This is a genomic window from Mycobacterium sp. IDUB_1 (genome assembly GCF_055419625.1).
In genome coordinates this window covers 708,313-722,495 of record NZ_JBVAYA010000002.1, presented here as the reverse complement: position 1 = coordinate 722,495, position 14,183 = coordinate 708,313, and the positions used below count along the sequence as shown (strand labels likewise).

Genomic DNA, 14,183 nt, shown 5'->3' with positions numbered 1-14,183 from the left:
CGTGTTCGTCATCGACGGCCGGGTCGTCTACAGCGCCTCCGATCTCGCCGCGGCCGCCCGCTGCGAGTACGCGCTGCTGCGCTCGTTCGACGTCAAGCTCGGCCGTAGCGCGGCGATCGCCAGCGATGACGAGATGCTCGCGCGCACATCGCACTTGGGCGACGAGCACGAGCGCAGGCACCTCGACGCGCTGCGTGCCGACGCCGAGATCACCGTCATCGGTCGGCCCGACTACACCCTCGCAGGGCTGACCGCGGCGGCGGAGCAGACGCTGCGGGCGATCGAGCGGCGCGCACCGGTGATCTACCAAGCCGCGATGTTCGACGGCCGGTTCGTCGGGTTCGCCGACTTCCTGCTGCTCGAGCAGTCCGAGAAGGGCCCCCGCTACCGCCTGCGCGACACCAAGCTGGCCCGCTCGGTGAAGGTCGAGGCCCTGCTGCAGCTGGCCGCCTACGTCGACACGCTGGCCGCGGCCGGGGTGCCCGTCGCACCCGAGGTCGATCTCGTTCTCGGCGACGGGGCCACCGTCAGCTACCCCGTCGACGAGCTGCTACCGGTGTACCGACCTCGCCGCGCCGCGCTGCAGCATCTGCTCGACCGGCACGAAGCCGGAGGGACTCCGGCGACGTGGGAGGACGAGTCCGTGCGCGCTTGTTTCCGGTGCGCCGACTGCGAGGAGCAGGTCCGCGCCCACGACGATCTGCTACTGGTCGCGGGCATGCGGGTCAGCCAGCGCGCCCGGCTGCTCGACGCCGGCATCACGACCGTGCGCGAGCTCGCCGCCCACGAGAACGCTGTGCCCGACCTGTCCCCCCGCGCCGTCGGCGCACTGACCTCACAGGCACGCCTGCAGATCGCCGACCGGGTCGACGGCAAGCCGCCCTACCGCGTCGTGGACCCGCAACCGCTGATGGTGCTGCCCGACGCCGACAAGGGCGACCTCTTCTTCGACTTCGAGGGTGATCCGCTGTGGACCGCCGACGGCCGCGAGTGGGGCCTCGAATACCTGTGGGGTGTGCTGACCGTCGCCGACGAGTTCTCCCCGCTGTGGGCGCACACCCGCGCCGACGAACGCGCGGCGCTGGTCGCGTTTCTCGACCTGGTCCGCAAGCGGCGGCGCCGCTACCCCCGCATGCACATCTACCACTACGCGGCCTACGAGAAGAGCACGCTGCTGCGGCTGGCCGGCCGCTACGGCGTCGGCGAACGCGACGTGGACGAGCTGCTCCGCGAGGGCGTGCTGGTCGACCTGTATCCGTTGGTGCGCAAGAGCATTCGGGTCGGCACCGAGAACTACAGCATCAAGAGCCTGGAACCGTTGTACATGGGCAACGAGTTGCGCGACGGTGAGGTCACCACGGCCACCGCGTCGATCACCGAGTACGCCCACTACTGCGAACTGCGGGATGCCGGCCGCGTCGACGACGCCGCGACGGTGCTCAAAGAGATCGAGGAGTACAACCGCTACGACTGCCGCTCGACGCGCCGCCTACGTGACTGGCTGGTGGCGCGCGCGATCGAAGCCGGGGTGCCGCCCCGCGGGCCCGTGCCGGTCGACGGCGCGACGGTACCGGCGGTCGAGCCGGATGCGGTCGAACGGCGGTTACTCAAGTTCGCCGGTGACGGCGTGGAGCCGCGCACGCCCGAGCAGACGGCTGTCGCGATGATCGCTGCCGCCAAGGGCTTTCACCAGCGCGAGGACAAGCCGTTCTGGTGGGGACACTTCGACCGGGTGAACAACCCCGTGGAGGAGTGGGCGGATAGCAGCGGGGTGTTCCTGGTCGACGACCACGACATCGCCGAGGATTGGCACCAGCCGCCGCGGGCTCGGAAACCACAGCGCCGCTTGGTTCTTCGCGGCGAGATTGCCAACGGTGATCTGGACCGCGACATGTACGCGCTCTACGACCCGCCCGCACCGGCGGGCCTGGCCGACGACCCCGACCGGCGCGGCTTCGCCACCGTCTCGGTGGCCGAGTGCGACAACATCGACGCCCCCACCGAGGTGACCGTCATCGAGCGGCAACCCAAGGACGGCGACGTGTTCAGCCAGGTGCCGTTCGCGTTGACACCCGGCCCGCCGATCAGCACCCGGCCGCTCGCCGACTCGATCGCGGCGATCGCCGCCGACGTCGCCGATGCGCTGCCGCGGCTGCGCCCGGGCGCGATGACCGACCTGCTGCTGCGGCGGGCGCCACGCACCCGCAGCGGCGCCACGCTGCCCGACTCCGGCGTCGTCGTCGACGACATCACGGCCGCGCTGCTCGATCTCGACGCGTCCTACCTCGCGGTGCACGGCCCGCCCGGCACCGGCAAGACGTTCACCGCCGCCCAGGTCATCGCCCGGCTGGTCAACGACCACGGCTGGCGGGTCGGGGTCGTCGCCCAGGCGCACGCGGTCGTGGAGAACCTCTTCGCCGGAATCCTCGCGGCCGGGGTCGACGGCGCACGGGTGGGCAAGAAGAAGTCCGTCGGCGCCCCGTGGCAGGAGGTCGACGAGAAGGACTACCCGGCGTTCGTCGCCGAGCACGACGGTTGCGTGATCGGCGGCACCGCGTGGGACTTCGCCAACGAGCGTCGTGTCCCTGCCGCATCGCTGGACCTGCTCGTCGTGGAAGAAGCCGGCCAGTTCAGCCTCGCCAACACGATCGCGGTGGCCCGAGCGTCGCACAACCTGCTGCTGCTCGGCGACCCGCAGCAGCTGCCGCAGGTCAGCCAGGGCACCCATCCGGAACCGGTGGACGGCTCGGCGCTGGCGTGGCTGGTCGACGGCCACCACACCCTGCCGCCCGAGCGCGGCTACTTCCTGCACTGCTCCTACCGGATGCATCCGCAGGTGTGCCGCGGCGTGTCGCGCCTGTCATACGACAACCGGCTGCAGTCCCACGAACCCGTGACCGCCGCGCGCCGGCTCGCCGGCGTCGCACCCGGTATCCACACCCTGGCCGTCGAGCACCACGGCAACGTCACCGACAGCCCGGAGGAGGCGGCGGCGATCGTCGCCGCGATCCGCGACCTGCTCGGTGCGGACTGGACCGACGAGGACAGCACCCGCCCGCTCACGCAGGACGACGTGCTCGTGGTCACCCCGTACAACGCGCAGGTCGTGCAGGTGCGCGGCCACCTCGACGCCGCCGGGTTCGCCGACGTCCGGGTGGGCACGGTCGACAAGTTCCAGGGCCAGCAGGCCACGGTGGTGTTCGTGTCGATGACGGCGTCCTCGATCGACGAGGTTCCCCGCGGAATCGCGTTCCTGCTCAACAGGAATCGCCTCAACGTCGCGATCAGCCGCGCGAAGTACCTGGCGGTGGTCGTGCGCTCACCGCAGCTCACCGAGTACCTGCCCAGCACGCCTGACCGCCTGGTCGAATTGGGCGCGTTCCTGTCGCTCTCGTCGTGTGATACACCGGGCCCATGACCGAAGCGCTGACCGAACACCTCGCGGCGATCGTCGGCGCCTCGCAGGTGAGCACCGATCCAGACGTGCTCGAGGGCCGCAGCGTCGACCACACCGGGCGCTATCGCGGCCGGGCCGCGGTCCTGGTGCGCCCCGGTTCCGCCGACGAGGTCGCCGCAGTGCTCACCGCCTGCCGCGACGCGGGAGTCAGCGTGACCGTGCAGGGCGGCCGGACGTCGTTGGTGGCGGGCACGGTGCCCGAGCACGACGACGTGCTGCTGTCCACCGAGCGGCTGCGCGAGATCGGCGAGGTCGACGCCGTGGAGCGGCGGGTGCACGTCGGGGCCGGGGTGACGCTGTCCGAGGTGCAGCGGGCCGCGACAGCCGCCGGCCTGGTCTTCGGCGTCGATCTGGCCGCCCGCGATTCGGCGACCGTCGGCGGGATGGCGTCGACCAACGCCGGCGGGCTGCGCACCGTCAGCTACGGCAACATGGGCGAACAGGTGCTGGGCCTCGACGTGGTACTGCCCGACGGGTCGATCGTGCACCGGCACAGCCAGGTACGCAGCGACAACACCGGCTACGACCTGGCGTCGCTGTTCGTCGGCGCCGAGGGCACGCTGGGCGTGATCACCGGGCTGGATCTGCGACTGCACCCCACGCCCCGCCACCGCGTGACCGCGATCTGCGGGTTCACCGACCTCGACGCGCTGCTGGCGACCGCCCGGGTGTTCCGGGACACCGACGGCATCGCGGCACTCGAGCTCATCGACGCCCGGGCCAGCGCGCTGACCGCCGAGCACGTCGGCGTCGCCGCCCCGGTCGGTGGTGACTGGTTGCTGCTCATCGAGTTGGCCGGCGACACAGACCTGACCGAGCGGCTGGCCGACGCGCTGGCCGACGCCGACCTGTGCGGCGAGCCCGCCGTCGGTGTCGACGCAAGCGCCCAGCAGCGGCTCTGGCAGGTCCGCGAGGCAGTCGCCGAGGTACTCGGCGTCTACGGCCCACCGCTGAAATTCGATGTCTCACTGCCACTCTCGTCGATCACACCGTTCGCCGCCGAGGCGGTGACACTGATCGCCGACCATGCGCCCGACGCGATCCCGGTGTTGTTCGGACATGTCGGCGAAGGCAACCTGCACCTCAACATCGTGCGGTGCGCGCTCACCGGCGAGCCCGAGCACGCCCTCTACACCGCGATGATGGCGCTGATCGCGCGCCACGACGGCAACGTCAGCTCCGAACATGGCGTCGGGACCCGCAAACGCGACTACGTCGCGATGTCGCGCACCAACGCCGACATCGCGGCGATGCGGGCGGTGAAGGCCGCGTTCGACCCCACCGGGTATCTGAACCCCGCCGTGCTGTTCAGCTGAGTGCCAGGCGTCACGTAGCGTGGCGGCGATGACGAGCATCGAGGCCGACTACCTGGTGATCGGCGCAGGCGCGATGGGGATGGCGTTCGTCGACACGATGCTCACCGAAACCGATGCCACGATCGTGCTCGTCGACGAGAACCACCAGCCCGGCGGGCATTGGAACTGGGTGTATCCGTTCGTCCGGCTGCACCAGCCCTCGGCCTACTACGGCGTGAATTCCCGCGCGCTGGGCAACGAGGACTGGATCGACGAGTCGGGGCCCAACGAGGGTTTCTTCGAGCTGGCGACCGGTCACGAGGTGTGCGCCTACTACGACCAGGTGATGCGCCACCAGATGCTGCCCACGGGCCGGCTGTCCTACTATCCGTCCTCGCACTACCTGGGCGACAACAGGTTTCGCACCCTCGACGGGACCGAGCACGACGTCACCGTGCGGCGGAGGGTGGTCGATGCGACCTACCTGCTGACCGTGGTGCAGTCGATGCGCTCGGCGCCGTTCTCGGTGGCCGACGGCATCGACGTCGTCACCCCGAACGACCTGCCCCGCCGCGCAGCGGGCCGCGAGCACTACACGATCGTCGGCGGCGGCAAGACCGGCATGGACTGCTGTCTGTGGCTGATGCGCTCCGGCGTCCTGCCCGAGAACCTCCGGTGGATCATGCCGCGCGACTCGTGGCTGCTGAACCGGGCGAACATCCAGCCGGGCGAGCAGTTCGTCAAGACGATGCGGGAGTCGATCGCCTCCCGGATGGCAGCGGTCGCCGAGGCCACCTCCGTCGACGATCTGCTGACCCGGCTCGAGGCCGACGCGACCCTGTTCCGGCTCGATCCCGACGTCACCCCGACGATGTACCACTGCGCGATCGTGTCCTCCGGCGAGCTCGAGCAGCTGCGCCTGATCGACGACGTGGTGCGGCTCGGCCATCTCCAACGCGCCGAGCACGACCGAATCGTGTTGCGCGACGGCGAGATCGCGACCGCCACCCCGTCGCTGTACGTGGACTGCACGACGCAGGGACTGCCGCGTCCGCCGTCGGTGCCGGTGTTCGACGGTGACCGGATGACACTGCAGAGCGTGCGGGGATGCCAGCAGGTGTTCAGCTCGGCGTTCATCGCCCACGTGGAGGCCGCCTACGGCGACGACGACGTCCGCAACGATCTGTGCGCACCCATCACCCACCCCGATGCCCCGGTGGACTGGCTTCGAATCCTGCTGTCCGACAACACCGCTCAAGTGAGATGGCTACAGGACCCCGAATTGATGGACTGGCTCAAGGCCTCGCGACTCAACGTGCTGCGCGACCTGTTCCCCGACTTCGGCGACAAGGTCCGCGTGCGTGACCGCGCGTTCGGCGCCCTGACCACGGCGCTGACCAAGACCAATGCGCAACTGAGTGCGCTGATGGAACGCGGCTAGCCCCGCGCGTGCCGGCCGCCGCCGCTGTCGGTTACCCGCTCCAACACGTCGGTGTCGGGCTCGTGGGGCTCCCAGTCGACGACGTACTCCACGTAGTCATCGTCATCAACCCAGTCACCGTCGTCGTCGGCATCGGCGTCTGCGTCGGCCCCGGTGTCGGCCGGCGGCGCCCAGCGCCGGTGCACCCCGCCCGTCAGGAAGAGCGCGGCGACTACCCCGAAGAGCGCGATGAACGCCGGCAGCAGCATCGCCTGCGACATGGCTGCCGAGAACGGGGCGTGGAGGAAGCCGGGTAGCTGCCCGACGCCGCTCTCCGACGCTCCCGCACCGCCGGGCGCGCCCGGCATCTCCGCTGACAACCGCGACGCCAGGAACGCGGCCATACCCGCGCTGCCCAGCACCGAGCCGACCTGGCGGGTGGTGTTGTACACCCCGGAGCCGGCACCGGCCACATGCGGCGGAAGGTTCCGGGTGGCCGTCGCGGCCAGCGGCGACCAGATGAACGCCATACCCACACCCATCAGGGTCAGCGGCACCACCAACCGCCAGATCGGAGTCGTCGGCGTCATGTCGAACGACAACCAGGTCAGCGCGATGGCCAGCATCGAGAACCCGAACCCGATCACCGGGCGGGGATGAGCGCGATCCACGATCTTGCCGACGATCGGCGCCAGCACGCCCGTCGCCACTGCCATCGGCGCGGTCAGCAGCGCCGCGCGCGTCGGCGTCAGACCGCACACCGCCTGCGCATAGAACATCAGGGGCAGGATCATCGACGTCGCGACGAACCCCATCGTCGCGATGCCGAGGTTCGACATCGAGAAGTCACGGTCACCGAATATCGACAGCGGGATGAGCGGCTCACCGCGGGTGACCGACTGCCACATCACGAACACGGCCATGACCGCGACCCCCACCCCGATCGCCGCCCAGATCCACGGCGCCCAGTCGTGGGCCTGCCCCTCTTGCAGACCGAACACGATCAGGAACAAGCCCACCGCCGACAACGCCACGCCCAAGACGTCGACGCGTGTGCTCTGGGTGGGCAGCGCGGGCACCAGCCGCAGCGCCAGCACCAGACCCAGCACGCCGACGGGAACGTTGACGAAGAAGATCCACTGCCAGCCCAGGTGGTCGACCAGCACGCCACCGGCCAGCGGGCCCACGAGCGTGGCCACCCCCGCCGTCGCGCCCCAGACGCTCATCGCGACACCTCGCCGCTCGGCGGGGAACGTCCGGGTGATCACCGACAGGGTCTGCGGCGTGAGCAGCGCAGCACCGACACCTTGCAGGACCCGAGCCGCGACGAGCATGCCGATGCTCTCGGCCAGCCCGCACCACAGCGAGGCCAACGTGAACACCGACAGGCCGACCAGGTAGACGTTGCGCGGCCCGTAGCGATCACCGAGGCGACCGGACACGAGCAGCGGTACGGCGTAGGCCAGCAGGTAGGCGCTGGTGACCCAGATCACGGCGTCGTACCCGACGCCGAGTGCGGACATGATCGCGGGATTCGCGACGGCGACGATCGTCGCGTCGACCAGGATCATGAAGAAGCCCACGAGAAGCGCCCACAGCGCGTGCCATGGATTGGCCGGTCGGGAGCGTGGCGTCACGAAATCGAGCATGGTGGAAGACATTCAGCCATCGACGTCAGGTGTGGAAACGGTCCGCGCCGACGCTACGGATCGGCACGAGTCACGACAAGTCGGGTGCGGGCGCCCGGTGCGCGCCGGTCAGCAACAGCGCGACCAGAGCGACCACCACACCGGTGGCCATCACCCCGGCCATCGCCAACTCGTCGTTGCCCAGCACGCCGACCAGGGGCGCAACGGCTGCGCCCAGGCCGAATTGGAAGGCACCGAGCAGCGCCGCCGCTGTGCCCGAGGCATCCGGATGCCGGGTGAGTGCGACCGCCGGTGCGTTCGGGATCACCAAGCCCATCGCCGCCAGGATCGCCCACACCGGGACGACGAATCCGAACAGCCCGCCCACGTGAGCGGCCGCCAGCGCGACGAACACAGCACCGAACACCGACGCCACGGCCAACGCCCACACCATGATCTGCTGCGGCGAGAACCGGCGCAGCAGCACGACGTTGAACTGCGTCGAGCCGATCAGCGCGATCGCGCCGGCGCCGAACACCAGCGCGAACGCCGTCTGGTCGATGCCGTAGCGGCCCTGCAGGACGAACGAGGCACCCGCGATGTAGGCGAACAGACCGGACATGCCGAGCGCCGCGACGAGGACGAGGATCACGAAGCGGGTGTCGCGCAGCAGTTCGACGTAGGTGCGTGCGATACCGACCACCTTCAAGGGCCGGCGATGCACGACCGGCAGCGTCTCCGGGAGAGCCAGCACAGCCATCACCAGCAGCGCAGCGGCGAGGACGACCAGCGCAGCGAAGATCCAGTGCCAGGACGCGTGGAGCAGCACCGCCGCACCCAGCGACGGGGCCAGCACCGGCGCCACACCGAGGACCAGCATCAGCCGCGACATCACCGTCGCGGCGACGTTGTCCTTGTACAGATCACCGACCACCGCGAGCGCGACCACCATGCCTGCGGCCGCCCCGACACCCTGCAGACCGCGCGCAACACCCAGCACCGCGATGTTGGGTGCGAACAGACACAGCACCGACGCCAGCATGTGCAGCACGATGCCGCCGATCAACGGCTTGCGACGGCCGAGCGAGTCCGACAGCGGCCCGATGATCAGCTGCCCCAGCGCGAGGCCGGCCAGCGTGCCCGTCAGCGTCAACTGCGCCACAGACGACGACACCGACAACTCGTCGGCGATCCCCGGTAGCGCCGGCAGGTACATGTCGATCGTCAGCGGACCGAGGGCGACCAGCAAGCCCAGCACCACGATCATGCGCAGGCGGCTGGAAGCGGTCGGGGGTTCGGGAGCCACTCCACGGGTGGTGTCGAGCGGCGTCAGGTCCACATCAGGGGATACTGCCATGCACATGGTTAGCGTCGCTTCCCAATAAATCCTTCCCCTCTCGGCGAACAGTGACCGCCGTCACCTCGGGCACCCTCACCGGGTCGTCATTCGTTTTCCGGGTGTCAACAGGGATTAGCCTGGGAATAGATCCACTCGATGAGAGGCCGATCGATGAGTGCATGGTCACGGGCGAAGAGCAAGGAGCCCGCAGTACGCGAGGACGATCCCAGCGCTGCCGCCAAGGCGCTCAGCCAGATCATCGAGCGCGGCGCCCGGGTCCAGGCACCCGCCGTGCGCGCCTACGTCGGCCGACTCCGGGAGAGCACTCCGGGCGCGACGCCGGCCGAGATCATCACCAAGCTCGAGAAGCACTACATGGCGGCGGTGATGGCCAGTGGTGCGGCGGTCGGCTCCGCAGCGGCCTTCCCCGGCATCGGCACCCTGGTCGCACTGTCCGCGGTTGCCGGAGAGACCGTGGTGTTCCTGGAGGCCACCTCGGTGTTCGTGCTGGCCGTCGCCGAGGTGCACGGCGTGCCCGCCGAAGAACGCGAACGGCGCCGCGCCCTCGTGCTGGCCGTGCTCGTCGGCGACGACAGCAAGGGCGCGATCGCCGACCTGCTCGGCCGTGGCCGCACCAGCGGCGGTTGGCTGTCCGACGGTGCAGCCTCGCTGCCGCTGCCCGCTGTGTCTCAACTGAACAACCGTCTGCTGAGGTACTTCGTCAAGCGCTACACCCTCAAGCGGGGCGCGATGATGTTCGGCAAGATGCTGCCCGTCGGCATCGGCGCCGTCGTCGGTGGGGTCGGTAACCGAATGATGGCCAAGAAGATCGTGCAGAACGCCCGCGACGCCTTCGGCGCTCCGCCGCCGCGCTGGCCGTCGCAGCTGCATCTGCTCCCCGCCCCGCCCTCCTGAGACGGCATTCGCGTGTTCGCGTGAGTGTTCGCAGATGTTCGCGTGAGTGTTCTCTATGACCACAACGACCCATACAGACGTTGCCTGGTCCCCCCGGTCGCGGAAGCGCTAGCCTTGATGCGGCGGAATTGCGGGTGACCGCACACCGGGTTCATTAAGGGGTGGCCGGCTGCCGCGGAGCACTGGCCGGAAACGAAGAATTGAGGCGAACAGCAGCCGTGAATTCACCTTCACCATTCGGTCAGAACGAGTGGTTGGTCGAAGAGATGTACCGCAAGTTCCGCGAGGATCCCTCGTCGGTGGACCCGAGTTGGCACGAGTTCCTCGTCGACTACTCCCCCGAACCCACCACCGACGCCGCCAGCAGTGCCCCGGCGCGCGCGAACGGTTCGTCGGCGCGCTCGTCAGGTCCGATGAGCCCGCCCGAACCCGCCAAGGCGCCGCCGCCGAAGGCCGCGAGCAGCAACGGCGCCGCGGCCACGAAGGCCCCGGCGAAGCCGGCCCCGCCCAAGGCCGAGCCCGCCGAGAAGGCGACCGAAAAGGCACCTGAAAAGAAGAAGGAACCCGCGGCCAAAGCCCCCGAGAAGGCGCCGCAGAAGAAGGAACCGGCGGCCGCCGCTTCAGGGGCCGCTTCAGGGGCCACAGACGATGGCGGCGACGAAACGCAGGTGCTGCGCGGCGCCGCCGCGGCCGTCGTCAAGAACATGTCGGCGTCGCTGGTCGTGCCGACCGCCACCAGCGTGCGGGCCATCCCGGCCAAGGCGATGATCGACAACCGCATCGTCATCAACAACCACCTCAAGCGCACTCGCGGCGGCAAGATCTCGTTCACCCATCTGCTGGGGTACGCGATCGTGCAGGCGGTCAAGAAGTTCCCGAACATGAACCGGCACTTCGCCGAGATCGACGGGAAGCCCACCTCGGTCACACCCGCGCACACCAACCTCGGCCTCGCGATCGACCTGGTGGGCAAGAACGGGGGCCGGCAACTGGTCGTCGCGTCGATCAAGAACTGCGAGACCATGAGTTTCAGTCAGTTCATCGCCGCCTACGAGGACATCGTGCGCCGCGCGCGCGACGGCAAGCTGACCGCCGAAGACTTTGCCGGCGTGACGATTTCGCTCACCAACCCGGGCACCATCGGCACCGTCCACTCGGTGCCGCGGCTGATGCAGGGCCAGGGCGCGATCATCGGCGCCGGCGCAATGGAGTACCCCGCGGAGTTCCAGGGCGCCAGCTCGGAACGCATCAACGAGGTCGGCGTCGGCAAGCTGATGACGCTCACGTCGACCTACGACCACCGCATCATCCAGGGTGCCGAGTCGGGTGACTTCCTGCGCACGATCCATCAACTGCTGCTCGACGACGAGTTCTACGACGAGATCTTCCGCGAGCTCGGCATCCCCTACGAGCCGGTGCGCTGGCGCATCGACAACCCCGACTCCATCGAAGACAAGAACGCGCGCGTCATCGAACTGATCGCGGCGTACCGCAACCGCGGCCACCTGATGGCCGACATCGACCCGCTGCGCCTGGACAACACCCGCTTCCGCAGCCACCCCGACCTCGACGTCAACACCCACGGGCTGACGCTGTGGGACCTCGACCGCGAGTTCAAGGTCAACGGATTCGCCGGGCAGACGCACAAGAAGCTGCGCGACATCCTGGGCCTGCTGCGCGACGCCTACTGCCGCCACGTCGGCGTCGAGTACACGCACATCCTCGAGCCCGAGCAGCAGCAGTGGCTCCAGGACCGCATCGAGATCAAGCACGAGAAGCCGACGGTCGCCGAGCAGAAGTACATCCTCTCCAAGCTGAACGCCGCGGAAGCCTTCGAGACGTTCCTGCAGACCAAATACGTTGGGCAGAAACGCTTTTCATTGGAGGGCGCGGAGACCGTCATCCCGATGATGGACGCCGCGATCGACCAGGCCGCCGAACACGGGCTGCACGAGGTCGTCATCGGCATGCCCCACCGCGGCCGGCTCAACGTGCTCGCCAACATCGTCGGCAAGCCCTACAGCCAGATCTTCACCGAGTTCGAGGGCAACCTGAATCCCTCGCAGGCGCACGGCTCCGGCGACGTCAAGTACCACCTCGGCGCCACAGGCACCTACATCCAGATGTTCGGCGACAACGACATCGCGGTGTCACTGGTGGCCAACCCCAGCCACCTCGAGGCCGTCGACCCGGTCCTCGAAGGCATCGTGCGCGCCAAGCAGGACTTGCTCGACACCGGCGAGGAGACCAACGGCAGCAACGACTTCACCGTCGTGCCGATGATGCTGCACGGTGACGCTGCATTCGCCGGGCAGGGCGTGGTCGCCGAGACGCTGAATCTGGCGCTGCTCCGCGGGTACCGCACGGGCGGCACGATCCACATCATCGTCAACAACCAGATCGGCTTCACCACATCGCCGTACGACTCGCGCTCGTCGGAGTACTGCACCGACGTGGCCAAGATGATCGGCGCGCCGATCTTCCACGTCAACGGCGACGACCCCGAGGCCGCGGTGTGGGTGGCCAAGCTGGCCGTGGACTTCCGCCAGAAGTTCAAGAAGGACGTCGTCATCGACATGCTGTGCTACCGGCGCCGCGGGCACAACGAGGGTGACGACCCGTCGATGACGCAGCCCAACATGTACGACGTCATCGACACCAAGCGCGGAGTCCGCAAGACCTACACCGAGGCGCTGATCGGCCGCGGCGACATCTCGATGAAGGAGGCCGAGGACGCGCTGCGCGACTACCAGGGCCAACTCGAACGGGTCTTCAACGAGGTCCGCGAACTCGAGAAGCACGCCGTCGAACCCAGCCATTCGGTGGAATCCGACCAGATGGTCCCCGCCGGGATGAACACCGCGGTCGACAAGTCGCTGCTGCAACGCATCGGCGACGCGCACCTGGCGTACGGCGAGGACTTCAACGTGCACCCGCGCGTCAAGCCGGTGCTCGAGAAGCGCCGCGAGATGGCCTACGAGGGCAAGGTCGACTGGGCGTTCGCCGAGCTGCTGGCACTGGGCACCTTCCTGGCCGAAGGCAAGACGATCCGCATGACCGGCCAGGACACCCGCCGCGGCACGTTCACCCAGCGGCACTCGGTGATCATCGACCGCAAGAGCGGCAAGGAGTTCACCCCGCTGGACCTGCTGACCGTCGACTCCGACGGCAACCCGACCGGCGGCCGGTTCATGGTCTACGACTCGGCGCTCTCGGAATACGCCGCCGTCGGCTTCGAATACGGCTACTCGGTGGGCAACCCCGATGCGCTGGTGCTGTGGGAGGCCCAGTTCGGCGACTTCGTCAACGGTGCGCAATCGATCATCGACGAGTTCATCAGCTCCGGTGAGGCCAAGTGGGGTCAGCTCTCCGACGTCGTGCTGCTGCTGCCGCACGGCCACGAGGGCCAGGGGCCTGACCACACGTCGGCCCGCATCGAGCGGTTCCTGCTGCTGTGGGCTGAGGGCTCGATGACGATCGCGATGCCGTCCACACCGGCGAACTACTTCCACCTGCTGCGTCGCCACGGCCTCGACGGCATCCAGCGGCCGCTGATCGTCGCCACGCCGAAGTCCATGCTGCGCAACAAGGCGGCGGTGAGTGATCTCAAGGAGTTCACCGAGCAGAAGTTCCGGTCGGTGCTCGAGGAGCCCACCTACGACGAGGGCGACGGTGACCGGTCGAAGGTCACGCGCATCCTGCTGACCAGCGGCAAGCTCTACTACGAGCTGGCGGCGCGCAAGGCCAAGGACAAGCGGGAGGACGTCGCGATCGTGCGCGTCGAGCAGCTGGCGCCGCTGCCCCGGCGGCGGCTGGCTGAGACGCTGGACCGCTACCCGAACGCCACCGAGAAGTTCTGGGTCCAGGAAGAGCCGGCGAACCAGGGTGCCTGGCCGACGATGGGGCTGACGCTGCCCGAGCTGCTGCCCGACCACCTCGCCGGGATCAAGCGGATCTCGCGGCGGGCGATGTCGGCGCCGTCATCGGGTTCGTCGAAGGTGCACGCCGTCGAGCAGCAGGAAATCATCGACACCGCGTTCGGCTAGCTTCGGTTCGGCGAGCGTCGGTTGGCGAGCGCGCGGGTTTGTACGCCGACGCGCCGCGAACCGCGTGCACTTTGCGCGCGGTC

Annotated in this window: 7 protein-coding genes; 5 read left to right on the top strand and 2 right to left on the bottom strand. The window is 68.8% G+C overall.

The window, feature by feature from the left end; translation table 11 throughout:
• Position 1 precedes the first annotated feature (1 nt).
• The 3 genes from ACZYYX_RS16505 to ACZYYX_RS16495 are packed head-to-tail and all read left to right on the top strand — an operon-like array spanning position 2 to position 6,193.
• The gene (locus tag ACZYYX_RS16505) at positions 2-3,418 is read left to right on the top strand and encodes a TM0106 family RecB-like putative nuclease (protein ID WP_463815611.1); all 3,417 of its coding nucleotides are present in this window, start codon (positions 2-4) and stop codon (positions 3,416-3,418) included.
• Complete coding sequence (locus ACZYYX_RS16500; RefSeq protein ID WP_463815610.1) at positions 3,415-4,773, top strand: FAD-binding oxidoreductase; 1,359 nt, start codon at positions 3,415-3,417, stop codon at positions 4,771-4,773. The genes ACZYYX_RS16505 and ACZYYX_RS16500 overlap by 4 nt, the downstream gene beginning before the upstream one ends.
• Before the next feature lie 28 nt (positions 4,774-4,801).
• Positions 4,802-6,193 carry an NAD(P)/FAD-dependent oxidoreductase gene (locus ACZYYX_RS16495; RefSeq protein ID WP_463815609.1) on the top strand — a complete coding sequence of 464 codons (1,392 nt, stop codon included), beginning with the start codon at positions 4,802-4,804 and terminating at the stop codon, positions 6,191-6,193.
• Here ACZYYX_RS16495 and ACZYYX_RS16490 read toward each other — a convergent pair.
• Together ACZYYX_RS16490 and ACZYYX_RS16485 are read right to left on the bottom strand one after the other, a co-directional pair.
• Positions 6,190-7,821, bottom strand: a complete 1,632-nt coding sequence (locus ACZYYX_RS16490) for a DHA2 family efflux MFS transporter permease subunit (protein WP_463815832.1) — start codon at positions 7,819-7,821, stop codon at positions 6,190-6,192. The genes ACZYYX_RS16495 and ACZYYX_RS16490 overlap by 4 nt on opposite strands.
• 70 nt (positions 7,822-7,891) lie before the next feature.
• Positions 7,892-9,157: a multidrug effflux MFS transporter gene (locus ACZYYX_RS16485; protein WP_463815608.1), complete on the bottom strand. Its 1,266-nt coding sequence runs from the start codon at positions 9,155-9,157 to the stop codon at positions 7,892-7,894.
• Between the two features lie 153 nt (positions 9,158-9,310).
• Here ACZYYX_RS16485 and ACZYYX_RS16480 point away from each other — a divergent pair, with 153 nt between their 5' ends.
• A complete protein-coding gene (locus tag ACZYYX_RS16480) occupies positions 9,311-10,054 on the top strand; it encodes a hypothetical protein (RefSeq protein ID WP_463815607.1) in 744 nt (247 codons plus the stop codon).
• Positions 10,055-10,320: 266 nt separating this feature from the next.
• Positions 10,321-14,100, top strand: coding sequence for a multifunctional oxoglutarate decarboxylase/oxoglutarate dehydrogenase thiamine pyrophosphate-binding subunit/dihydrolipoyllysine-residue succinyltransferase subunit (locus tag ACZYYX_RS16475; protein WP_463815831.1), 3,780 nt, complete (start codon positions 10,321-10,323; stop codon positions 14,098-14,100).
• Positions 14,101-14,183: the final 83 nt, after the last annotated feature.

What these genes read in the sequence shown, in the direction of transcription:
- ACZYYX_RS16480 (WP_463815607.1), top strand. Translation starts at nt 9,311, where the DNA reads ATGAGTGCATGGTCACGGGCGAAGAGCAAGGAGCCCGCAGTACGCGAG.
- ACZYYX_RS16490 (WP_463815832.1), bottom strand. Translation starts at nt 7,821, where the DNA reads ATGCTCGATTTCGTGACGCCACGCTCCCGACCGGCCAATCCATGGCAC.
- ACZYYX_RS16475 (WP_463815831.1), top strand. Translation starts at nt 10,321, where the DNA reads ATGTACCGCAAGTTCCGCGAGGATCCCTCGTCGGTGGACCCGAGTTGG.
- ACZYYX_RS16495 (WP_463815609.1), top strand. Translation starts at nt 4,802, where the DNA reads ATGACGAGCATCGAGGCCGACTACCTGGTGATCGGCGCAGGCGCGATG.
- ACZYYX_RS16485 (WP_463815608.1), bottom strand. Translation starts at nt 9,157, where the DNA reads ATGGCAGTATCCCCTGATGTGGACCTGACGCCGCTCGACACCACCCGT.
- ACZYYX_RS16500 (WP_463815610.1), top strand. Translation starts at nt 3,415, where the DNA reads ATGACCGAAGCGCTGACCGAACACCTCGCGGCGATCGTCGGCGCCTCG.